The 23,517-nt window shown below is 34.9% G+C and carries 23 protein-coding genes; 9 read left to right on the top strand and 14 right to left on the bottom strand.

Annotated elements, in window-relative coordinates; translation table 11 throughout:
- Positions 1 to 48 precede the first annotated feature (48 nt).
- Both KHA94_RS00885 and KHA94_RS00880 read left to right on the top strand, forming a co-directional pair.
- The gene (locus KHA94_RS00885) at positions 49 to 417 is read left to right on the top strand and encodes a YtxH domain-containing protein (RefSeq protein ID WP_213100287.1); all 369 of its coding nucleotides are present in this window, start codon (positions 49 to 51) and stop codon (positions 415 to 417) included.
- Between the two features lie 379 nt (positions 418 to 796).
- The gene (locus KHA94_RS00880) at positions 797 to 1,372 is read left to right on the top strand and encodes an HTH-type transcriptional regulator Hpr (protein WP_213100286.1); all 576 of its coding nucleotides are present in this window, start codon (positions 797 to 799) and stop codon (positions 1,370 to 1,372) included.
- 3 nt (positions 1,373 to 1,375) lie between these two features.
- On the opposite strand, the gene KHA94_RS00875 is transcribed toward KHA94_RS00880, so the two are convergent.
- Positions 1,376 to 1,711: a DUF1878 family protein gene (locus tag KHA94_RS00875; RefSeq protein ID WP_338030672.1), complete on the bottom strand. Its 336-nt coding sequence runs from the start codon at positions 1,709 to 1,711 to the stop codon at positions 1,376 to 1,378.
- 206 nt (positions 1,712 to 1,917) lie between these two features.
- On the opposite strand from KHA94_RS00875, the gene KHA94_RS00870 reads away from it, so the two are divergent.
- Positions 1,918 to 2,466: a DUF3267 domain-containing protein gene (locus KHA94_RS00870; protein WP_213100285.1), complete on the top strand. Its 549-nt coding sequence runs from the start codon at positions 1,918 to 1,920 to the stop codon at positions 2,464 to 2,466.
- Between the two features lie 220 nt (positions 2,467 to 2,686).
- On the top strand, positions 2,687 to 2,869 hold the full coding sequence (locus KHA94_RS25805; protein ID WP_057774520.1) for a hypothetical protein: 183 nt from the start codon (positions 2,687 to 2,689) through the stop codon (positions 2,867 to 2,869).
- 315 nt (positions 2,870 to 3,184) lie between these two features.
- Here KHA94_RS25805 and KHA94_RS00865 read toward each other — a convergent pair whose 3' ends face one another.
- Positions 3,185 to 3,292, bottom strand: coding sequence for a YjcZ family sporulation protein (locus tag KHA94_RS00865; protein ID WP_213100284.1), 108 nt, complete (start codon positions 3,290 to 3,292; stop codon positions 3,185 to 3,187).
- A 255-nt stretch (positions 3,293 to 3,547) separates the two neighbouring features.
- On the opposite strand from KHA94_RS00865, the gene KHA94_RS00860 reads away from it, so the two are divergent.
- On the top strand, positions 3,548 to 4,420 hold the full coding sequence (locus KHA94_RS00860) for a peptidylprolyl isomerase (protein ID WP_213100283.1): 873 nt from the start codon (positions 3,548 to 3,550) through the stop codon (positions 4,418 to 4,420).
- A gap of 104 nt (positions 4,421 to 4,524) precedes the next feature.
- On the opposite strand, the gene KHA94_RS00855 is transcribed toward KHA94_RS00860, so the two are convergent.
- The 6 genes from KHA94_RS00855 to KHA94_RS00830 all read right to left on the bottom strand — a co-directional run bounded on the left by KHA94_RS00855 (position 4,525) and on the right by KHA94_RS00830 (position 12,437).
- Entirely contained in the window at positions 4,525 to 4,713 is a 189-nt protein-coding gene (locus tag KHA94_RS00855; RefSeq protein ID WP_213100282.1) for a sporulation YhaL family protein, read from the bottom strand.
- A gap of 137 nt (positions 4,714 to 4,850) precedes the next feature.
- Positions 4,851 to 5,795 (bottom strand): 3'-5' exoribonuclease YhaM, encoded by a 945-nt coding sequence (gene yhaM, locus KHA94_RS00850; RefSeq protein ID WP_213100281.1) that lies wholly within the window; start codon positions 5,793 to 5,795, stop codon positions 4,851 to 4,853.
- A 118-nt stretch (positions 5,796 to 5,913) separates the two neighbouring features.
- The gene (locus tag KHA94_RS00845) at positions 5,914 to 8,913 is read right to left on the bottom strand and encodes an ATP-binding protein (RefSeq protein WP_213100280.1); all 3,000 of its coding nucleotides are present in this window, start codon (positions 8,911 to 8,913) and stop codon (positions 5,914 to 5,916) included.
- Positions 8,914 to 8,946: 33 nt separating this feature from the next.
- Positions 8,947 to 10,167: a metallophosphoesterase family protein gene (locus tag KHA94_RS00840; protein WP_213100279.1), complete on the bottom strand. Its 1,221-nt coding sequence runs from the start codon at positions 10,165 to 10,167 to the stop codon at positions 8,947 to 8,949.
- Between the two features lie 121 nt (positions 10,168 to 10,288).
- Positions 10,289 to 11,545, bottom strand: coding sequence for an ABC transporter permease (locus KHA94_RS00835; RefSeq protein WP_213100278.1), 1,257 nt, complete (start codon positions 11,543 to 11,545; stop codon positions 10,289 to 10,291).
- Positions 11,538 to 12,437 carry an ABC transporter ATP-binding protein gene (locus tag KHA94_RS00830; RefSeq protein ID WP_213100277.1) on the bottom strand — a complete coding sequence of 300 codons (900 nt, stop codon included), beginning with the start codon at positions 12,435 to 12,437 and terminating at the stop codon, positions 11,538 to 11,540. Before KHA94_RS00830 ends, KHA94_RS00835 begins: the two co-directional genes overlap by 8 nt.
- Positions 12,438 to 12,609: 172 nt before the next feature.
- Here KHA94_RS00830 and KHA94_RS00825 point away from each other — a divergent pair, with 172 nt between their 5' ends.
- Positions 12,610 to 12,795, top strand: coding sequence for a YhzD family protein (locus tag KHA94_RS00825; protein ID WP_213100276.1), 186 nt, complete (start codon positions 12,610 to 12,612; stop codon positions 12,793 to 12,795).
- A 167-nt stretch (positions 12,796 to 12,962) separates the two neighbouring features.
- Here KHA94_RS00825 and KHA94_RS00820 read toward each other — a convergent pair whose 3' ends face one another.
- The 4 genes from KHA94_RS00820 to KHA94_RS00805 all read right to left on the bottom strand — a co-directional run bounded on the left by KHA94_RS00820 (position 12,963) and on the right by KHA94_RS00805 (position 18,743).
- Positions 12,963 to 13,754, bottom strand: coding sequence for an enoyl-CoA hydratase (locus tag KHA94_RS00820; RefSeq protein WP_213100275.1), 792 nt, complete (start codon positions 13,752 to 13,754; stop codon positions 12,963 to 12,965).
- 158 nt (positions 13,755 to 13,912) lie between these two features.
- Positions 13,913 to 15,538 carry a long-chain fatty acid--CoA ligase gene (locus tag KHA94_RS00815; RefSeq protein ID WP_213100274.1) on the bottom strand — a complete coding sequence of 542 codons (1,626 nt, stop codon included), beginning with the start codon at positions 15,536 to 15,538 and terminating at the stop codon, positions 13,913 to 13,915.
- A 421-nt stretch (positions 15,539 to 15,959) separates the two neighbouring features.
- Positions 15,960 to 17,456, bottom strand: coding sequence for a coproporphyrinogen III oxidase (locus KHA94_RS00810; RefSeq protein ID WP_213100273.1), 1,497 nt, complete (start codon positions 17,454 to 17,456; stop codon positions 15,960 to 15,962).
- A gap of 417 nt (positions 17,457 to 17,873) precedes the next feature.
- A complete protein-coding gene (locus KHA94_RS00805) occupies positions 17,874 to 18,743 on the bottom strand; it encodes a Cof-type HAD-IIB family hydrolase (RefSeq protein ID WP_213100272.1) in 870 nt (289 codons plus the stop codon).
- Positions 18,744 to 19,074: 331 nt separating this feature from the next.
- On the opposite strand from KHA94_RS00805, the gene KHA94_RS00800 reads away from it, so the two are divergent.
- The gene (locus KHA94_RS00800; protein WP_213100271.1) at positions 19,075 to 19,278 is read left to right on the top strand and encodes an alpha/beta-type small acid-soluble spore protein; all 204 of its coding nucleotides are present in this window, start codon (positions 19,075 to 19,077) and stop codon (positions 19,276 to 19,278) included.
- Between the two features lie 86 nt (positions 19,279 to 19,364).
- On the opposite strand, the gene KHA94_RS00795 is transcribed toward KHA94_RS00800, so the two are convergent.
- Both KHA94_RS00795 and KHA94_RS00790 read right to left on the bottom strand, forming a co-directional pair.
- Complete coding sequence (locus KHA94_RS00795; protein WP_213100270.1) at positions 19,365 to 19,715, bottom strand: YlbF/YmcA family competence regulator; 351 nt, start codon at positions 19,713 to 19,715, stop codon at positions 19,365 to 19,367.
- Positions 19,716 to 19,809: 94 nt separating this feature from the next.
- Entirely contained in the window at positions 19,810 to 20,958 is a 1,149-nt protein-coding gene (locus KHA94_RS00790) for a DUF445 domain-containing protein (RefSeq protein ID WP_249365256.1), read from the bottom strand.
- 136 nt (positions 20,959 to 21,094) lie between these two features.
- Here KHA94_RS00790 and KHA94_RS00785 point away from each other — a divergent pair, with 136 nt between their 5' ends.
- Both KHA94_RS00785 and KHA94_RS00780 read left to right on the top strand, forming a co-directional pair.
- The gene (locus tag KHA94_RS00785; protein ID WP_249365255.1) at positions 21,095 to 22,459 is read left to right on the top strand and encodes a YheC/YheD family endospore coat-associated protein; all 1,365 of its coding nucleotides are present in this window, start codon (positions 21,095 to 21,097) and stop codon (positions 22,457 to 22,459) included.
- A complete protein-coding gene (locus tag KHA94_RS00780; protein ID WP_249365254.1) occupies positions 22,456 to 23,514 on the top strand; it encodes a YheC/YheD family endospore coat-associated protein in 1,059 nt (352 codons plus the stop codon). The genes KHA94_RS00785 and KHA94_RS00780 overlap by 4 nt, the downstream gene beginning before the upstream one ends.
- Positions 23,515 to 23,517: the final 3 nt, after the last annotated feature.

Here is a 23,517-nt window from a genome sequence, read left to right as displayed (position 1 = left end):
TTGTACATATTGTAAAATAAATATATATGCATAATTGAGGTGAGTTTAATGAAGGGAAAATCATGGATATTAGGATTTTTTATTGGGGGAGCAGCAGCAGGAATTAGCGCCTTATTAACAGCACCTAATTCTGGTAAAGAAACAAGGCAATATGTTAGAGAGCAAAAAGAAAGTATTCAAAAACAAATACTTGATTTAAATAAACAATTAATTGAATTGAAAAACTCAACAATTAAAGCTTCTAAGGAAGGGAAAAATACCATTTCAGCCTTTTCTTCAGAAGTAAAAACCTCCATTCAAAAATGGAAAGATGATATTTTACCTCACCAACAGGATCTTCAAAAGGAATTACATTCCATTGAACTTGCAATATTAGATCTTGAAAAAAATATAGAAGCCAAGATTATCAAAAAATAACTTGGCGTATGCCTTAGTTTCACTTATGAGATCTTTTTTAGCAGAGACTTTATCGAAACTTTAATATGCTAATAAACTCAAAATTTCCAATTAGACTAAAAAACTCCTTCTTTTATGATAAAAAAGAAGGAATTTTTCTTTTTTAGCAGAAAATAAATATATTAATAAAGCGACATTAATTTTTTATTGTAATGATAATAATCGTTGCTTTTTGTCTAAAAGACTTCTTTAAACATAAAAAAGATACTCAGCATTCCAAGATGAGCATAAAATAATGAACTCGCCAAATAATTTCTAAAAATTTAGTAAATTTTTTCTTTATTAATTTTTATTTTATTGGCATAATGAAATTAGAGAATTAGAAAAGTAGGTGAATAGAATGTCAGATAAATTGTACACAATGAAGGAAGCGATGCTTTTTAGCCAAAGAATCGCACAATTAAGTAAAGCACTTTGGAAGTCTATTGAAAAGGATTGGCAGCAGTGGATAAAACCTTATGATTTAAATATTAATGAACATCATATATTATGGATTGCCTATCATTTAAAGGGGGCTTCGATATCTGATGTTGCAAAATTTGGAGTGATGCATGTCTCAACCGCTTTTAATTTTTCCAAAAAGCTAGAAGAGCGGGGATTTTTGCAATTTTCTAAAAAGGAAAATGACAAGAGAAATACTTACATTCAACTTACTGCTGAAGGTGAAGAAGTATTATTAAAATTAATGGAGATCTATGATCCTGACAAACACGCTGCCTTTTCAGGAGCAAAACCTCTAAGAGAGCTGTATGGAAAATTCCCAGATATTATTGAAATCATGGCCATCGTAAGAAATATTTACGGGGATGACTTCATGGAAATATTTGAAAAATCCTTTGCGAACATTGAAAATGATTTTATTGAAGACGAAGGAAAACTTTATAAAAAAGATATTTCCCTTCAAGAATCTGTCTAGCCCTTATAGATAATTTTGGAATTCCTTCATAAGAGGCAAATATAAGCTTTGCTTTATACAAGCTTTTACAACCTCCTTAGGTTCAAGTCTTGGATGCAAATGTTGTGTAAATTTATTAAAAAGCGGATGAAAATATACAAACCCTTCCGCTTTCTGTTCTTCTAATTTTTTGCTCAAATCTTCACAAAGGTAAATGAATGCGCTAACTTCTTTTTCAGCTAACGAATTTTTTATAACCAGTTTATAAAATTCTTGATTGTTATTTTCTATTATCTTCAAAAGCAGCTTGTTCTGATATTCTAATCTATCTATTTTTTCTAATAAATAATGTATGTCCACGATTTAATCCCCCACAAATGCATCAAATTTAATTAAAATCCAATTTATTATTGGTAAATTGGATTACTAATGCAACCACTTTTATTCTTAATGATCTTTCGACAAAATCTATGTTTTTTTCCTATTGATTTTTTTATTCTTTCGTCGTAAAGTAACTTAGTAAGTTTGAAGAAAGAATAAAAATTTCTCCTTTTGGAGGTAGGGATATGATGAATTCTTGGAAGACGATTAACTTTTCAAAACAATATGGGTCTCAAAGACTTTTTATTTTGTCTTCCTTAACAATGCTGCTCACATTTATTCTTGCTTATGTACCAGCACAATTTTTATTTAAAGCTAAAACATTACAAGACAATTATTTTATTTTATTGCTATTCGGTCTATGGTTAATCTATCCGCTTCATAAACTGTTTCATTATTTGCCAATTGCGCATCATTCAAAAAAAATTAAAAAAATGTTAACCATTCGATATGGAATTTTTCCAATCATACAGATAAAGGTTTTTGAGCCAATTTCAAAATGGCAATTCATCATTGCTTTATTTATGCCATTTGTCGTTATCAATTCTCTAATAGCTTGGGCATGTTTTATATTTCCCCATTACGTACATTATTTTACCATTTTGCTTGCCTTTCATGTGGGTATTTGTTTATCTGATATTATATGTGTTAAAAATGTACTTTTCGCACCAAAAAGCTCATATATCGAAGAAAATGATGATGGATTCGAAATATTACTTCACAAAAACCATTAATTTTTATGAAAAGGTATCCTAAGTGGATACCTTTTTCACCCCAAATAAAGATAATCTAGAATATAATAAATTTTAAATGAATCTGAAAGACTATCTTTTTTAATAGAATTTTGTTATTGTAAATAACATACAATCGTATTAGGCTGTCTGAAATGCTATTTCCAAAATATGCTCAGACCCTATCCTTTTTCTTCACAACTGTTAAAGGAGGGAATCTTCGGTGATCTCCATTTTCTTTATTATTTTTGCCATTTTTATTTTATTTAATATTAACAAGATGACATATTCTCTATGTCTTCAAAAGGATATCCCTGAGGAGCGGCAGCCTAAGGTTTACAGAACCATTAATATTTTAGTGACTATCCTTTTAATATCCTCATTTGTTGAAAATCTTTATCGTTAAATAGATAAGCGAAAGCGCGACGTCTTCCCAAAAGCTCCCCTTTTGGTCGTGAGAGGTGTCGCTGACGAAGCTTTCCTTGTCCTGTCGCATTGTCAGTACGTCCTGTACATCGGGGGCAGGCGTTCCTCCTAAAAGAACTCCACTTTTAGTTGAGCGACGTATACGCTGACGAAGAATTCCTTGTGAAGCTAGACATTTCTTTAACTCGAAAAAGATATACTTACTTATACTTGAACAAAAGCGACGAGAAGCTATTTCCCGTCGCTTTTTTACATTTTCATTTTAAGGATGGATAAACCTTTATGTCGCAGTTTTTTAACACCAAGAAGCACCGATAATGATTAATAGGATAAACAATACTACAACTAAGGCAAATCCTCCACCGAAACCAAAGCCAGCACCCATGAGGCCCCCTCCTTTCATGTAGCTAACGCATACTATTCATCAAATACTTTATTCGAATGGGCAAATACCACGACTATTCCCAAATCTAGACAAATGACTTTCATTGCAATGAAAATGCTTCAATGTATAATATGTTTTTTAAAAAAAATGGAAATAGGTATTTACACACTTTTTCATTTGATAAAATAGATATCATTTTTGTTCTCTAATCCATTTGTGGTATAGTAAGTTTTGTGAATCTAATATTGAAAAATATTTTTAGGAGTGTTCAATATGAAGAAATGGATTATTACCCTAACTCTAACTGCTGGGGTTCTAGGTTTAAGTGCATGTAGTGGGAACAACGGAAACGGATCAGACGTAGTTGCTGAGTCAAAAGCTGGTAATATTACAAAGGACGAGCTTTACGATGCAATGAAAGAAAAATATGGCGAAGCCACACTTCGTGAACTTGTCTATGAAAAAGTTCTATCTGAAAAATATAAGGTGTCTGATAAAGAGGTAAATGAAAAAGTAGATCAGCTTAAGGAACAGCTTGGTGACAATTTCGAAATGGCTCTAATGCAGTACGGGTATACTGAAGAGGAATTTAAAGAAGTGATGAGAACCGGCTTAATGCAAGAAAAAGCGGCCATTAAAGATATTAAGGTGACCGATAAAGAAGTTAAAGAATACTACGATAACTATAAGCCTCAAATCAAGGCTAGACATATTCTAGTTGAGGATGAAAAAACAGCAAATGAAGTTAAGAAAAAACTTGACGAAGGTGCTAAGTTTGAGGATTTAGCAAAGGAATATTCTAAAGATCCTGGTTCTGCAACAAATGGCGGTGACCTTGGCTGGTTTGGACCTGGAAAAATGGTTCCTGAATTTGAAAAAGCTGCATACGCTTTAGATGTTAATGAAATCAGCGCTCCAGTCAAATCTGAGCATGGCTATCATATTATTCAGGTAACAGAGAAAAAAGAGAAAAAATCATTTGAAGACATGAAAAAACAAATGGAATATGAAGTTAAGGTTTCAAAGCTTGACCCAGAAAAAATTCAAAAAGCGATGGAACGTGAATTAAAAGATGCCAATGTAAAAATTAATGACAAAGATTTAAAAGGCATTATTGAAACTTCTAATGACACTGAGTCTAAGTAGTTAGAAAATCTTAGGGGCACCAAGTCCTTTCAGTGGTTATTCTTAACACTCAATAAACATTGAAAACAGGTTCCATTAATCGGAACCTGTTTTTCAATTAATCATTAACCTATTGAATGCTCACCAGATTTTCTTACTTCCCTTTCCTTTTCAATCCTTTCCATGTAAACCCTGCCTTCAAGCTCGATACTCTCATTTTCAACTTGACGTTCCTCTCTCCCCGCCCGTATCGCCATATAAGCACTAAGAAGAATTCCTGCAGCCACAAAGTATACCCAAATAGGGATCAACATTTTTTATCCTCCTCCTTCAGAATGTTTGTCCATTCTTTACTAAAATATTTTATGCCTCCGCAATAGAATTATGAATCTGCTTTAGAAAACAACAAAAAAATCACCATCCTAAATGGAATGGCGATTTTTTCATAAGGTTATTTATGAAATATAGGTTTATAAAATGATCTATTCTCCAATGCAAAGACTCTTTCTGTGAATTCACCTGGTTTCACACGTTCAAGAGCACGGTCAAGCATATTCATCTTCGCATCCAGATTATCAATATAATGAAGAATTTCAGCCTCTTTAATTAGAGGAGGTTTAGGGCTTCCCCATTCAGCTTTCCCGTGGTGGGAAAGGACTAAATGCTCGAGGATAATCACTTCCTCTCCCATAATCGAAAGCTCTTCAGCAGCTTTACCAATTTCATTAACCATGATTGTTATATGTCCAAGTAAATTTCCCTCTACTGTATAAGTAGTCGAGATTGGCCCTGAAAGTTCGATTACTTTTCCCAAATCATGTAAAATGACGCCTGCATATAAAAGATCAGTATCAAGACTTGGATAAAGGCCTGCGATTGCCTTTGCGAGATCAAGCATTGAAACGACATGGAAGGCAAGTCCTGAAACGAATTCATGATGATTTTTCGTTGCAGCTGGATATTCAATGAATGATTCCTGATGCTTTTTTAATAAATGACGTGTAATTCTTTGTATATTTGGATTCTTCATTTCAAAAATATATTGAGTAATTTTACTCATCATTTCTTCCGTACTGAGAGGTGCTGTTTCAAGAAAATCTGAAAGCTTAACAGAGTCACTTGAGGACGCCGGTCGTATTTGTCTAATTCTGAGCTGGTTACGTCCGCGATAATTCAATATATCACCAGAAACTTTAACAATCGTTTCTGGAATAAAATTCTTTTCATCACCATCAGAGACATCCCAGAGCTTTGCTTCAATTTCTCCACTCTGATCTTGAAAAATAAGTGTTAAAAAGGGCTTTCCATTGCTTGCTATTCCTTTAACAGCATTTTTTATTAGGAGAAACTGTTCAATATGTTCTCCCACTTCATAATAGACTATACCTTTTGACATATATGTGCCGACGCTCCCTTCTATTAAAATAGTATATCACACTGGGCGAGTAATTCCGAAGGTAAAAGGGTGGTATTCCCTCCTCTTTTTTCACGTTAATTAGCTCTTTATCTCCCTTTTAAATAGGCAAACCTTCCTTGTTGTTAACGAAAGCAACTTGATTTTCTTTAAAATATGGAAGCATATGCTTATGGCACGTAAAGAATATGATTTGGCGGCCAGATAAGCTTTTTAATAGATTGACTACTTTCTCTGTTCTTACATGGTCAAAATTGACAAAACTATCATCAATAATGATTGGGAAAGGAAACCTTCCATAAACAGTAACAGCAAGTGCTAGTCTAAGTGCTAAAAACAATTGTTCAGTAGTTGCTTGACTTAGTTCATTTGCTTCAAATACCAATCCATGATCATTTTCAAGCAGAAAACCAATGCCTTCCTTTTTTGGATATATTCGAACATATTTATTGTCTGTTAAAAACTGAAGGTACTCCTCGGCTTTTTTCAGCATTTGGGGTAATCTCTCGTTTTTAAAGCTTTCAATTGTTCGATCAAGGATATCCTTCGCTAGGGCAAATTTAGCCCATTCCCTTGCCTCCCCTTCAAGCTCTGATTTCCTTTGCTTATATAAGTGTAAAAGCTCTGCAAAGGTTCCACCTTCTTCTAGCAGTTGAACTTCATATTTTTTCTCGGCAAGTCGATTTTGTAATAACGGAATCGTTTCTTTGAGGTCAGCGCACACCTGTGATTGTTTGCTTATTAATAGGCCCAAATCTGCTATATTCATATATTCTTTAAGCTCTGCATCAGTAAAAGGCGATAGCTTTAGTTGTCTGCGTATGCCTTCGATATGTTCATCCAGCTTGGCCTTTTTATCTGCCAGCTTACCTTGTTCCCTATATTGCTCTTCAGATTCTGAATTTGCAGACTGAAAAAGCTTTTCTCGCTCTATTTGAAAATGCTCGTATTCCAGCTTATTTCTTTGAAGCTCCTCTTCAAGCTCAGAAAGCTTTGCTTTTCTTCCTTCTAGCTTAATTTTTTTCTCTGATTCCTCCTTAAAACGATTTCTTAACAAGTATGCCATTTCTTGAATATTTGCAGGGATTGTATCTAATACGGAATGAGATAAATCCACTATGCTATTTTGTATTTCTGTAATTCTTATTGAAATCGAATTGAGACGTTCAAATGTTACTTTCCGCTCACGATAAAGTTTTTTTAGCTGTTCAATATACAAAAAGGCATCCTCAATATGGGAAAGGGCTAAATCACGTGGCAAAAAGAGATTATCGCCGAGTTCAACTAATACATTTTCATGTTTAAGTATTTCTTTTTCCCAAGATTCAAAATCGATAATGACCTTTTCATATTGTTCATTTCTTTGTTCCCACAGGATTTTTAATTGATGTGTCCGCTCTAATACCGTATTATCTTTTTCGAGTCTATCTTCAACTTTTGCCGCATTAAACATACTTGGCTCATTTAACTTTTGTAAAATATGCTTTTTTCTATTTTTTAATGAAGTTATTTCTTCATAAACGAAACTATTTTTTGCTTCAGTCGATTTCTTAAAAAACATACTTACTGCGTAGATAATCCCTAGTATGCCAATGGCAATTATAGGCCAGCTTGCTTCCATTACTCCCCAGGCAATTAGTGCGAAAAAAAGGATACAAAATATAGATGATTGAAATTTCTCTTGGATTCTTTTTCTTCGTAATCTTTCTTTTTCACTATTTTGTGTTTTATAAAGAAAATCAAGCCTTGTATCAATCTGTTTAAGCTCTTGTTCTAAATCTTGCATTTTTTCAGTAGATCGTAATTCTTCTTCAAGCTCCTTCCTTTCTGGTTCAGGAAGTTGCTGACTTTCTAATAATTTCAGTTGTTCTTCAGTTTCCTCAAGCCTTTGTTTCTCTTCATGAAATCTTTCATCAAGGTCAAGCTTCCTTGACTTTAGTCGTTTAGATTTTTCATGAGCAGCAATAACCTTTTCCTTCATAAAAACACTCGTATTTATAGATAAGAGCTGCTCCTCATTAAGGTTTAAATGGAGCTTTTCTCGAAGAACAACCTCATCTTGTTGAATCTCATAAAGCTTATCTTGAAGCTCTTTCTCCTCTTGCTTGAGTTTTTCTAATAAAGATAGACTTTCGACGGCAGCTTGAATCTCATGCTCCTTATTTAGTAGACGGACATCAGGAAGGTTAATTTGAATTTCTTCCTCAATCATATTAATCCCTTTTGTTATACTGTTGATCTGTCCTTCAAGCGGCTTCATTAACTCTTCAAGACGATCTAATCTTGAAATACCATCAATCGGGAAATATATATCTTTATACTGGATCAATTCTTCTTTTATTGCATGTTCCTCTATAATTAATGGATGAATTTTTCTCCAAGTTTCTAATTTCGAAAGCTGATTCTGAAGCAGTAATTGCTCTCTTTGTTTTTCATTAATCTCTTTTTCTAAACTTTCTTTTTCATTAAGAAGAACCCAGTATTGCTCATTTTGCAGTTCAGCTTTTTTTAATTCATTGTGCAGCTGTTTAAGTTCTTTAAGCTTTACATTAATATTTGGCTTTTTGCCATTGGGTTTGAAGCGGATCTCCAGTTCTTTTTGCAAAGTATTTTCCGCACGGAGCAGCTGATCTGTTCCTAAAGCACCAGTAGAAAACAAAAATCTTCCTAAATCCTCGCTTCTCATCTGATGAACATTTTGCAGCCCATGAATATTAAAAGAAAATATCGATTGAAAAAGTGATTTATCCACATGGAATAATAGATTCTTTAGAAGCTCCTCTTCTCCCCTTGTCCCATCTTCTAGAATAACACTTACATCACCAGCTGCCTTTCCCTTTATACGTTCAATCACAGCTCTCCCTTCTTCTGGGAAGTAAGCAGTTATCTGCCCACCGTACTTTGTTCCTTCTTTCGGTTCATATCTAAGCTCTGATTGCTGCTTAGTTGGAAAGCCAAATAAAATACTATGGATAAACGACATAATCGTTGACTTTCCTGCTTCATTTTCTCCAAATATAACTTGGAGTTCATGCAAATTAGAAATCTTTAAATTAGAGAGCTTACCATACCCATATATATGAATATCTGTTATTCTCACGTTTTCACCTCCACTATTATCTAGTTGCAGCTTTTACTGTTTAAACAAAAGATTTACTAATAGGGTCTCAGCCTCTTTAGCAAGCTCTATTGTTTCTTCTTCTGAAAATGGATTCAAATACTTTTTGGCTGCGGGATGATTATACAAGGCTGAAATATGGCTATCGAGCATATCATACTGATCTGAGTTGCTAAAAAGCTCATTAAAGAAATCAGATTCTCTTGCTAACTGATCACGATTCCAATTTATTTTTTCGGTAATGGATATTTTTGAAATCCATACAAACTCTTCTTCATCCTTTTCTTCCTCCTGCAAGGTTTCTAATAACTCTCCATTCAAAATGCTCTTCATTTCTTGAGCAGGGAGATAAATATTATCAATAAATAAAGACAGAATGATTCCCTTATTGTCTTTACGGTTTTCTTCGATTAAATTTTTGCAAAGATGGAATATTTCCTGGAATGATGAAGCCTTAGAAGCTTCGATTGTCTTTTCCTCCCAAATAACAGCGGATGTCTCAATAAATTCAAAATCTGCTCCTAAATCCGATAAATGAACTAAATAACAGCCTTTTGAACCAGTTTCCTTCCTATTCCGTCCTTGAATATTGCCAGAATAAACAACCGGAGGCTTCAGATTTAAAATATTACGTTTATGTATATGACCAAGCGCCCAGTAATCAAAATCTTTTTCATACAAATCATTTAGTGTGAAAGGGGCATATTTATCATGGTCACTGCTTCCTTCTAAATTTCCATGAAGGATGCCAATATGGAAATCTGCTCCTTGTTTTTTTGAATAATCGTTAATCATCTGATTATACACATGCCTTTTTGGATAGCTAAATCCATATAAATGAACAGAGGCTTCCTCATTTTTTGAAAATCTCATAACCTCTACCTCGTGTGCGAAAATATAAACATTATCAGGCATTGATATATGTGTCCAATTTCCTTCCATATGATCATGGTTTCCATGGACCACAAATACAGATATATTCTTCTCTGCTAGTCTCTCCATCTCTTTACGGAATCGTATTTGGGCACGTATACTTCGATCCTCTCCATCAAATAAATCTCCTGCAAAAATTACAAAATCCACCTGATGAATAAGGGCTGAATCAACAATTTTAGTCAGTGCTTCGAATGTACTTTCTTGAAGCTTTTTAAAAAGGCTAGGGGGTAAATGGTTCAATCCTACCATTGGGCTGTCCAAGTGCAAATCGGCTGCATGGATAAATGTCACCTTTTTCATATATGAATCCTCTCGATCTCTTTTTTTCCATTTTAGCCGATTTTTCATGCGAATGCACGTTCTTATATAATTAAAATTTCTTTCACTAAAAAGCTCTGCGAATTGCAGAGCTTTTATGTCTTTATTCATTTTTCGTCAGCTGAATAGCCTTTTTAATATCTTTAAAGGAATTCGATTTTCCGTACATAAGTACTCCGCCTTTATATACCTTCGCACCAAAAACGGCAAGAATGATAATGGTAATAATCAGAATGGCAATCCCGATCATTGGCTCCCATACTGGCAGCGTTAGCATCCCTACACGCATAAACATCAGCATTGGCGTAAAGAAAGGAATATAAGAAGCAATCGTAATAAAGGATGTATCTGGCTGACCAAGGCCAAACATAGCAATCATAAAGCCAGCTACTACAAGCATTGTCATTGGCATAATCATTTGCTGAACATCTTCAATACGGCTAACGAGTGAACCAAGAAACGCTGCTAATGTTGCATATAGGAAATAGCCGAGCAAAAGGAAGACAAGAGCATATATGATCGTCGAAATTGGTATATCGTTGAATCCGAAAAATTCGAAAAAGCCACCTTGCATCGATTCTAAATTCTTTTTGACGAAATAGAAGCCGACGACAAAAAGAATGACCATTTGCGTTAGACTTAGCAATGCTATTCCGATAATTTTGGCAAACATTTGCTTAACAGGTGAAACACTTGAAATAAGAATTTCCATGACTCTTGAAGATTTTTCAGTTGCTACTTCCATTGCAATCATATTTGCATACATGAGAACGGCAAAATAGATGATGAATAATAGAACATAGACAAGCCCTCTCGCTTGATTCAATTCCTCTTCGGTTTTTGCATTTTCCTCAAGTGCCGTTTTACTAAAAGAAATTGGCTCATAGAGTTTGTTTAATTGATCCTGTGTTAAATTAATATGTGAAGCTGCCAGTTGGGTCTTCATTTGCTGCAGGTATTGCTGAAGCTCAGATGGAAGCGAAGTATCTGCAATACTTCTTGCCTTATAAGCTGCTTCAGGCAGCTTCTCTTCATTGAATGATAGAATTAGCAGTCCTTCATATGCATTTTCTATTACAGACTTCTCTGCTTCTTCTACTGTCCCCTTAAACGACTCAATAAGGATGCTGCTGTTATTCAACTTTAGCTGCTCCATTAATGGATTTATCAGCTCACCGGTTTCATCAATAACAGCTATCTTTTCTTCATTTTCATCACCTTTATTAAAAAGGTCCATTATTCTTGACATATTTGTCAATCCAGCAACAAGCAGTAAGGTAATTAATGTTGTAATAATGAATGATTTCGATTTAAGCTTTGAGAGATAAGTATGCCATAGAATAATCCAAAAATTACTCATAAGAAGCACCTACCTTTTCAATAAAGATATCATTTAATGAAGGCTCTTCGAGGACAAATTTTCGGATAAACCCTTTTCCAACAATCTCTTTTAATACATCCTCTGCTATTTCTTCACCCGAAATTTGTAAATGAATCCCTTCAGTTGTTTGACGTGCATTTGTCACACCAGGGTGGCTTTTAAGAAATTCCAGATCAAAATCGGCATGGATAACTAAATTCTTTTTCCCAAATGCACGCTTAATTTCTTTTAAAGTCCCTTTTACAACTGGCTTTCCTTTATGCATAATGCATAAATGCTCACACATTTCTTCCACATGCTCCATCCTATGCGATGAAAATACAATCGTCGTCCCTTTATCCTTCAATTCCAAAACAGCATCCTTCAACTGCTCGACATTGACAGGATCTAAACCGCTGAAAGGTTCATCAAGTATTAATAATTTCGGTTTATGAATGACCGCTGTAATGAATTGAATTTTTTGCTGATTCCCTTTCGACAGCTCTTCCACCTTTTTATCTGCATATTCAGGTACTTTAAAGCGGTTTAGCCAATAATTCAGTTCTTTTATTACATCTTGTTTTTGCATTCCTCTTAATCTTGCCAAATAGACAATTTGATCCTTTACCTTCAGCTTTGGATATAAGCCTCGCTCTTCAGGTAAATATCCGATCAGTGGACTCGTTGAATAATCAATCGAATTTCCATTCCAGGTGATTTTTCCTTCACTGGCATCAATCAACCCAAGAATCATTCGAAAGGTTGTTGTCTTTCCGGCACCATTTGCACCAAGGAAACCGAACATTTCCTTTTCTGGGATGGAAATAGAAAGATCATCAACAGCTGTAAACTTTCCAAATCGCTTCGTAACATGCTCAAGCTGTAATCCCATTGTTTAACTCCTCCTTTACTTTCCATATGTTTTTACGAATAAGTATTTAAAAAGGTTCAAAATTAATCTATTTTTCTCATTTTTATCCAAAATAATAATGCTTTGCACATTGATAGAAATTATGTAAGAATAATAGTAACAATCTGAATTTTTTATATGGAGGGATAACGAAATGAAAACATACAAATTAACGGTTTTTGAAAAAAATGGTGAGAAGCTTCTTGATGAATCATTTCAAGCTGGAGATGATCATGAGGCAAAAGGAATGGGAGAAAAAATGTTACAAGAAAAAGGTTTTGATGAAAAGACATTTCGGTGCACATCACCTGCTGGAAAACTAATATTATTTCACTCCTAGAAAAATGTTTAGTGCCTTCAGAACAATCTAAGGACAATTGTTCCTGCTCTTTAGAACTTTCCTTGTAGAGCAAGACAATTCTCTAATATGGATCATGCTTTTTTTAAAGCTAAAACAGGGAATTCCGCTTTTGGAACTTCCCTGTTTTTTCAACTTTACCTGAAAGATTAATGACCTTTATAAACAGGTCTTCTTTTCTCTAAAAATGCTTGTATGCCCTCCTGGTGGTCTTTTGTTTGTCTCATTTTAGATTGGCCTTCCTTTTCAAGCTCTAATACTTTAAGCAATTGAGGCAAGTTTTTTTCAGCATATATTTTTTTCGTTTCTATCATAGCCTTTATCGGGCTATTCAGCAGTTTTTGCAGTAATCCCTCTATGGCTTCTGTTAATTGCCCGTCTACAATCATTTGGACTAGCCCTAAATGATAGGCATCATCTGCTGTTAAGGGCTTTCCTTCCCAAATCAAATGCTTTGCCTTATCTTCACCAAGTCGCTTTTCCAAAAAGAAATGACCGCCGCCATCCGGAATTAATCCTATCCCAATAAAATTCATGGCTAGTTTGCTAGCTTTATCTGCTACTATGTAATCAGTTGCTAAAGCAATACTAAGTCCGAGACCTGCTGCTGCACCTGAAATAGCACTTATCGTTAATTTCGGCATATGGTAAAGGGCTGTTACGACTTCACTAATACTATCCATCACTGCTGGGAACACACTTTCATCTGCTTCAGCAAGCATTGTCTTTATATCACCGCCAGAACAGAATGCCCTCCCTTTCCCAGATAAAACAACGATATCTACTTCATCCAAGCTGCTAATCTCCTTCAAGATCGAGGCTAATCCCTTAAGCATTTCGATATTAAGTGCATTTAATGAATCTGGCCTATTTAATTCTACAGTAGCAACTCGTCCATTGACATGTAAACGGACTGTATCTGTTACAAATTTCATTGTCAAAATATTCCCTCCCTTTATGTTCTAACCTCATTATAATGAATAATATTATTTTTAAAAACCTTTTATATCAAAAATTCAAAAAATTCATTATGTTTTTCTCGGTTTGAATGACAAAAATGGAAAGCAGCCGGAACTTTTCTTACGGCTGCCTTCATCTATTACTTTTTTTCTTCTGTAAGATCCTTCTGAACTTGATCTCTTAAAGCCATTTTTAGAAACTTTCCAACTGAGGTTTTCGGAATTTCTTCGAGAAATAATATTTCATCAGGAAGCCACCATTTAGCAAACTGAGGTTTCAGGAATTCGTAAAGCTCCTGTTTTTCGATTTTTCCTTTATAGGCATCCTTTAATACAATACACGCAACAGGACGCTCTTGCCATTCCTCGTGCGGTACTGCAACAACCGCTGCTTCAAATACTGCTTCATGCGCCATTAAAGCATTTTCTATGTCAACAGAGGAAATCCATTCTCCTCCGCTCTTAATCAGATCCTTTGTTCGATCTACAATTTTCATAAAACCTTCTTCATCAATCGTGACAACATCCCCTGTAAATAGCCAACCATCCCGGAATGCTTCTTTGGTCCTATCGTCTTTATAGTATTCAGAAGCAATCCATGGACCACGGATCGCAAATTCTCCCATCTCTTTTCCATTCCACTCTACTTCTCCGTCCTTGCCGACAATTTTCATTTCTAAACCAGGTACGAGTATACCTTGCTTCGCTCTTATCTCAAGGCGTTCTTCATAGGAAAGCTCCTCCTGATAGCTTTTCAAAGTTGAAATGACTACAAGTGGGCTTGTTTCGGTCATTCCATACGCATGCATGAAAGGAATATTATGTTTTTGTTCAAATGCTTTAATCATCCCTTTCGGAGCAGCTGAACCACCGCAAAGAACACCTCGTAAAGAACTCATATCATAGTTATGTTCATCCAGCTCCTTTAAAAGCCCTAACCAAATGGTTGGAACTCCTGCTGTAATCGTAACCTTTTCTTCCTGTATTAGCTCGGCTAAAAGCTTTGGTGTGAAATATGGCCCAGGCATGACCAAGTTCGTACCAAACCAAACAGACGCAAACGGCAATCCCCATGCATTCACATGAAACATCGGAACAACCGGCATAGCAATATCCTTTTCACTGACACCTGCACTATCTGCCATACCTAACGCCATGCTGTGAAGAACAATGCCGCGATGTGAATAAATAACACCTTTCGGATTCCCTGTTGTTGCAGAAGTATAACACATTCCAGCAGGCTCATTTTCATCAAGATCATCTGGATACTCGTATTCTCCACTAGCTTCCTCTAGTAATTTTTCATAGTGATAAACTGGTGATAGCGTCGTTTCAGGAAGTTCTGGCTCATCCGTCATAATAATGAATGCCTTAACAGTCGGCAACTTATCCTTACAAGCCTCAATTAAAGGAACAAGATCTGGATCTATTAAAAGTACTTTATTCTCGGCATGATTAATAATGAATACAATATGCTGTGGTGAAAGCCGAATGTTAATCGTGTGAAGAATAGCACCACTGCATGGAATAGCAAAGTAAGCTTCTAAGTGGCGATGATGATTCCACGCCATGGTCCCGACCTTATCTCCTCTTTCTACTCCAAGCTTTTGAAGACTTTCGGCAAGCTTTCTCGTTCGTTCCGCTATCTGCTTATATGTAAATCTCTGTATCCCGCTTGCTGTTCTGGATACAACCTCTTTCTTTGGAAAAAATCTTTCTGCCCTCTTGATCATTTGCGTCATTGTCAAAGGTGTTTGCATCATCATACTGATTCCTCCCCTTATTAAAAGCAATTACATTTCATTCAATGAAGTTTATGATCTTTTGTACCTAAATCATTCTATTTATTTTGAAAAAAACCTTTATTTTTGTTTCAATTTTTTAGAAAAACTTGGCGTTCACCAAATTCTTTATGGCAAATGGCTTAGTTTTTCTTATACGATCTTATTAGCAGATATTTAATTGAACACACACCTTACTTTAGTACGCTAATAAACTTAAACTTTCCTATTAGCCAAAAAAATAAGACTTCCCTACCTATGTGGCAGGGAAGTCTTATTTTTCAAGATATGTTCATGACTTGTACTGAAATTCCCTGGGGGGTTGTGGAGTAAGCATCAATTTTAAGATGTTTTATTAATCACTTTTTCACGTACACACCATAGGCTTTAAGCCATCAACTTGAAGCTACTTATTAAATAATTCATTTAGTATTTCTATCTTTTCTTCTGTATATTTTTCATAGCTATCATTATAAGATTTCGGATCTTTTGGATTGGCAAAATGAGTAATTTTTCTTGTTAGTGGATCGACAAATTTACTGGCTGCCCCACAGCCTAGGCCGATGATCGTTTGTTGTTCTTCCATAATCATAATATTATAAATGCTCTCTTGATTAGGAAGCGAGTATCCAACATTCTCAAGATTGCCAAGAATATTCTTTTGTCTGTATAGATAATAAGGTGCATATTGATGCTCTTTCGTCCAGCTCTCTGCCATTTCCATCATTTTTTCAACTTCTCTTCGATCTGCTACCTTATATTTTTCCTTATTTTTCGTCATCTCAGATGCACGTTTGAAAGAAAGTGTATGAACAGTGAGTGATTCAGGCATCAGCTTTTCGGTTTCACTAAGGGAATAAGCAAATTCTTCTGTACCTTCTCCAGGCAGTCCAATAATTAAATCCATATTGATATTGTTCATTCCCATATCTCGTGCTAAATAAAACTTTTCAATCGTTTCTTCAACAGTATGATGCCTTCCAATCGCTTTTAAGGTTTCCTGGATATATGACTGCGGATTGATGCTGATGCGGTCTATATGCCATTTTTTCAATACTTCTAGTTTTTGAGGTGAAATCGTGTCCGGTCTTCCCGCTTCTACAGTTATTTCACGGATGTTTTCAACATCAGGGAAAGAAGCATACATTTCCTCGTAAAGCATATCCATTTCTTCTGCCGTAATACTTGTTGGTGTACCGCCACCATAATATACAGTTGTAATTTTAACCTTGTTCTCTTTCAACCATTCTCCAACTTTTCGCATTTCATAATGGAGACCGCCAAGGAATGAGCTTACGGAGCCTTGTCTGCCATTAATAGCATAAGCTGGGAATGTGCAATAAGCACACTTTGTCGGGCAAAAAGGGATCCCAATATAAATGCTTACCTCATTTTGAAGCTCGTAAAGATCAGGAACGACAGCTAACTGTCGATCAACAATCTGCTGCATAAGCTGGATTTTTTCATCAGTGATTAAATAATCCTGTCTTAATTGTTGATGAGCAGCAGATTGAGGAGTTTTCAATTGCATATGGCGATGGAGAAGTTTAGTTGGCCGCACACCAGTAAGAATTCCCCATTTTTGTATGATACCTGTCCAATCTTGAAGTACTCTCAAATATACATGAGAAACTATGGTTTTTATTAGCTTAAAATGCTCTTTCTCTGACTCAAAAGAAGGAACTAAAGTTTCATAGAATGCTGCTTTCTCATTATCCTCACGATCTATAAGGGTTGCATGAACTTGAATAGAATCTCCAATTTCTATCTTAAATTGAATCTTTAAGTCTGCATCATTCATAGGATCTAGAAATACATAACATTCCTCAAAAAATAAATTTGCAATTAATTGAAGCGGGCGATGAAATCGTTCATCTTGTATGCCATAAATCGAGATTTCCATAATAATCACCTTTTGTTCATTATCTTGTAACTAAAATTCATCAAAAAAGATGGAATATTTTCGTTTTCATTTCTTGAAGACAATAAATAAGCTGTTTCGAACTTATATCAGTGTACAAAAATGGCTAATTAAGGTCAATGATATTTCTAGAGGTTAGACTTAGATGTAGGATTTAATAGGAAAGTAACATTAGAAAAACTTGGCGTTCGCCAAGTCTTTTTTGGCGAATGCCTTAGTTTTTCTTATGCGATCTTATTAGCAGATATTTAATTGTACACACACTTTACTTTAGTACGTTAATAAACTTAAACTTTCCTATTAGCAAATAAAACTTGAGGATAAATTAATCCTCAAGCTTATTTGGCTAATGGGGAAGTTTAACTTATTTAACATCCTAAAATATACTTCTTTTTCATTCTACTTTTTCAATATATTCATTTTACGTAAAAATTCGATTGGCTGTTGTTTTCGGAAATGCTCCTTAACCATATAAGTAACACCGTGCTGGTTATTCGGGCGAGTTATCCAATCAGCCGCTTTCTTCAATTCAACTGGCGCATTCCCCATCGCTACTCCAAGCCCTGCGGCTTTAATCATGTCGAGATCATCGATGCCATCTCCAATTACGACCATTTCGCTACGTGAAATCTCTAAATAATCTCCTAAATATAACAATCCATTTAGTTTAGAAACTCCTGCAGGCATAATATCAACATGAAGATTATTCAATTGAAAAATATCGATCTCACTAAACATTCCTTTTATAGCTGTCTTTGCATCCTGTAAATCATTTTCTTCCTCAAAATATACTTCAATCTTCGGTGGGGTGACTGGCTCATCGAGAATCGTATCGCTTAAAGAATCAACAAATTGCTGGGAATAAAAAATAGGATCACCTGATGAAAAAACAGTTTTAGCTAATAAATTGTGATTTAGCTTTGATTTATTTGCAAGTGAATACTTCTCATGCACTAATCTGATTTGGCAGGAAAAGCCTTCAAGCAGGCGGACAATATCATAAGTAACATCTTCTGTAATCCGCTTAACAAAGATTGGTTTATCTCGCGAACTGGCAATATATGCTCCACTATGAGCAATAATCAATGAGTTTAATTTAAGCGCCTTTGCTACCTTTTTCGCTGATGGAAAGCTTCTTGAGGTAACCAACGTTACATAAATTCCCTTTTGCTGTACATATTCGATTGCATCTTTTGTAGATTTATGAAGTCTTCCATTCGATTGAAGAAGAGTACCATCAATATTTATGGCTAAAAGTCTGTATATCATCGTAAAGCCCCCTATTCGTGGTGTAAAAATGTTCTATTACACATTTATGAAAATATAAAAAGGAATAGAACAATCGTAGGACAATGTACGATTTTTATTTAAGCAAGCAATAGCATAATATATGTCGGCGAAATATTGATCCGTTTTCTGATCTATCCTCGTCCCGAGCTCAGAAAGATTACTTAAGAACAAGCTCCCTAGGTACGCCGAGTCTATTTAGTTAAATTTTCCTAGACGTGAAATAATTACCAACATAATCATTGTATAAATATCAATATTCCATTAAAAACTATTATTGTAACATTTTATTACACCAAAGGAGATGATTTACATGGCAAGAAGCAACAATTCAAATCAGCTAGTAGTACCAGGAGTTTCTCAGGCAATTGAGCAAATGAAGTACGAAATTGCAGCAGAATTCGGTGTAAACCTTGGCCCAGAAACATCTTCAAGAGCAAATGGTTCTGTTGGTGGGGAAATTACGAAGCGTCTTGTGCAAATGGCTGAGCAACAGCTCGGCGGCGGCAGATTTTAAAACCAATTTTTAATGCTATAATAATTTAAAAAACCGCTCCTATATATAATATAGAGCGGTTTTTATCATTAATTAACTTATCAGCATTAACCTAATGGACCATATAGCTCTTCAAGAGGCTTCATAATAATTTTATTCATTTCAGCTATCATCATGCTCATACGCTGTTCAGCTTCCATAAGCTTAGCAATTTTTGCATTTTGCTGAGCAAGCGCTACAGTTCTTTGAGCCTGATCCACTTCTTCCTGAGTAATGTCCTGACCCATCATTTGCTTCTGCTGAAGGTGCATTTGTATATTTCGAAAATTATCAAACATTGCTTTAGCAGCTGGATCTGCATTTAATTCATTATATGTTTGCTTTAAAAATTTATATTCATTACTTTGTCTAACGGTTTTTTCCAATTCGTATGCTGAATCATATAAGTTTACTGCCATGATTTCCACTCCTTTTTCTATTTGGGCAATTCACTTCACTTTAACAAATTATGCTATTAAAAGCGAGACGTGAATAAGAAAAGCGCAAGCGCCTTTATATGAATAGGGCTATGATTCCTTGAAAAAGTCCGATTATTCCCCCGAGTAAAGCTCCTAAATACGTAATCATCTTTAATTCGCTTTTGGTAATGGAGAGAACCATTTCCTCAAGCCGCTCAACTGAAAAGGTTTCTACCTGATCTCGGACAATTTCCTGTAAACGAAGTCGTTTCATTAGCTCATCTACCCGATTTGAAAGCCAATCAGAAAGAAGCTTAACAGTATTTGAGGCTAGCGTCTCAATGATTTCTGTTCGGTAAGGATCGGCAAGATTAGAAATAGGCGCTTGGAAATAATGATCTAACTTAATTACTTTATTTACGCTGTTTTTAATAAATGAGAGGACATTCTCTTTTTTAAATTGTTCTTCTATCTTTACAGCTTTCCATTCTAGTACCTTCTCCCACTCGTTTTTCAATAAAGTGGTGATAATGTCAGCAGTTCCTTCATTTTTTAGGAATTTAATAATTTCTGGTTGAATTTTGTCAGCAATATTTATGTTGCCCATTAACATTTGCATCATGCTTCCGAGAACTCCGCTTCTTTCCTTAAGGAAATCATCCGCCATCCTTTGAATCCTCAAGTACCCTTCATAGCTTGAAAAATAATCAATTCCCTTTTGAAGAATAAAAGTGCTAATACTAGGAATTTTCTCATTTACTTTTCCGATTAAATCTCCAGGAACAATATGTTTCAATGGCTGCTCTCGGTAATTCTCCATTAAATTTTCATATTTTTGCGCAATTGCCTCATTCAACCGTTTTTCTGTTTTACCTTGTACATCCATAACACCAAATTTCTCTAGCAATTCAGCAGGAGATTTAGTTGTTTTTAAGAAATTAGCCATTTCCTTCTGAACAACACCTGTAAACTCCTTTTCAAAACCTTCATTTAAAAATTTCCTTTGAATACTTTCTGGAGTAAGGAGATGATTTACAACCATTTTTCCCATTTGTTCTGCCAATTCATCTCTTCGCTTTGGAATTAAGCCCGGGGTAAATGGGACTCTCCATTTCCCTACATACAAAGTTTTATATGGCCTAAAAAGCATTTTTATCGCAAGTGCATTTGTAACGCCACCGATAATGGCTCCAATAATGACCATTAATATTATTGTAAGCATGATTTGCATTCGATTAAACATCTGCCTTCCATCTGGACTTGCGCACCAATTTAACTTTATTTACATACGATACTTTATCAGCTTTTGCCTATTTTTCATTATTAATGACTTACTTTTCTAATTTGCTAACCCATTCTTATGTAAAAGAGGAATGATCATGACTTTATCATTATTACCTATTACGATTGTTCCGATTAAATCGTTTCAAAATTCTTTAAAAATTAGCCACTCTTTAATAAATTTTTGGAAAATAAATACGACAAAATCATTAGTTATTGCTGTAGGAGGCAATCAAGTCGAAGTAGCAGTTGAGGGAGCAGCAATTACGAAAGACGAAATTCACCTGGATGAAAATTTATTTTATGAGCTTTTGATACCTCTTCAAGAAACACAGCTAATCTCAAGCTATTCACATAAAGTAAACTCTCTTTTCCTTGGACCAGTTATTGGATTATTAACTGAAATAAACGATTCAATTAAAGAGGAACCCTATTTTCCTTCCATTCAGAACTTTTGCAGAGAAATGCACAATCAAGTATCAGAAATAGGCGGTATTTTCTTTGTATTTCAATTACATGATTATTTTGAAGGGAAAATCAGCGGTTATTATATTCAAAATGAAATGTGGCAGAAATCTACTGTCCCCCTTCCAGATGTCATCTATAATCGAATACACTCACGCAGGCTAGAAGCGAGTCCTATTTTTCAAAAATTCAAGGCTAGTACGATTGTTAATAATATTCCATTATTTAATGATCAATTTTTATCTAAAGATAAAGTTTACGAATATTTATTTTCTGAGGAATATATGCAGCCTTATCTTCCAGAAACTGTTTCTGTCACAAAAGACATGTTAGAAGAAATGATTAGAAAATATGATTCTTTATTTATTAAACCAATCCATGGGAGCCAAGGTAGAAATATCATAAAAATTTCAAAAGAAAATAACCATATCATTTCAGAAATATCCACAGGCATGGGGCTTGATAAAAAATCCTTGTTTCAAGACTTCGATCAACTATTTATGTGGATAAAGCCATTTCTTAAAAAAAGATCATATCTTGCACAGCAAGGTATAAATCTAATGAAATATAAAAATAAACTGCTTGATTTTCGCATCCTTTGCCATCGGAATTATCAAAATGCATGGGAAGCAACTTCTGCTGTAGCGAGAATTTCCGCCGATGAGCAATTTGTATCAAATATTGCAAGGGGCGGAGAAGTTATGAGTCCATTACAAATCCTATCTCAATTATCAAATAGAAAAACAGCTATCCAGCAGCTTACACTAATAAAGGAGCTTGCTGTAGAAGTTTCTTCCATTATAAGCCAAAATGCAGATGGTTTCATTGGTGAACTTGGCATTGATATCGGAGTTGATGAAAATGGAATGCTATGGATTATCGAAGCAAATGTAAAACCGTCAAAGAACTTGGACGTTTATGACAAGAAGGTTCGACCATCAGCCAAGGCACTAATTGAATACATGACTTTCTTATCATTCTCAAGGAGGTATGAATGATGCTTTCATTCGGACTGTTAACATTACACACAAATAATGAAAAGACATATTTCAGGGAAATTGCCAAACGTGCACACCTACTCGATATTGAATGCTTCCGTTTTATCCCCTCTAATATAAATCCAAATTCAGAAAAGGTGCACGGTGACAAATTTAACCCACATACAAATGAATGGATGCAAAGTGAATTTTCTATACCCAAAATCCTCTATGACCGCTGTTTTTACGGGGATGATACTCATTCGAAACAATGTAAAGCGATTGTAAAATGGTTAAAAACTAGAAATGATCTCCTTTTTTTAGGCTATGGACTTCCAAATAAATTAGATTTATACAATTCTCTTGTAAACTCGAAACTGTCACCATATTTATTACCCTCAAAGCATGTAACTTCAGGTGAAAGTATCGTTCAGCAGCTTATTCCTCATAAGCCAGTCATGATCAAACCGATTAGCGGCTCACAAGGTCGAGGAATTTATTATTTAGAGAAAAAGAATAATGAAATAATTGTGAAAACAGATAAACAAAAAAATTCAATAACTCGAACATTTCCATATGAAGATAAAGCAATTGCATGGATTAATTACCTTATCAAAGATCGCAGTTATCTTGTTCAGGAATACAAGGAGCTCACAAATGAAAGCAATCAGCCCTTCGATATTAGGATTCTGCTACAAAAGGATGAATTTGGAAATTGGCATGAAATTGCAAAAGGAATACGAACTGGAAAGCTGAATGGCATAGTTTCTAATGTAAGTGCTGGTGGAACCATTTCCCCAATCGAAACTTGGCTTGATTCATTATCTGTTACAGGAAAAGATTATCTAGGTCAAGAGCTGAGCGACATTCTTAATAGCTTGCCCATTATTCTGGAACAGAATTTCCCCCCACTTTTTGAATTAGGTGTAGATTTGGGTGTAAGTAAAGATCATTCCATTTGGATTCTTGATATTAATTCGAAGCCTGGTCGAAAAGTTGCTTTAACAATCAATCCTTTTCTAGAGGAAAAATTATTTACTGCACCCCTTCTTTATGGGAAAACATTAGTAAAATAAAAG

This window comes from Cytobacillus citreus, from assembly GCF_018343665.1.
Classification (GTDB): Bacteria; Bacillota; Bacilli; order Bacillales; family Cytobacillaceae; genus Cytobacillus; species Cytobacillus citreus.
This window is presented reverse-complemented; position numbering and strand designations above follow the sequence as displayed.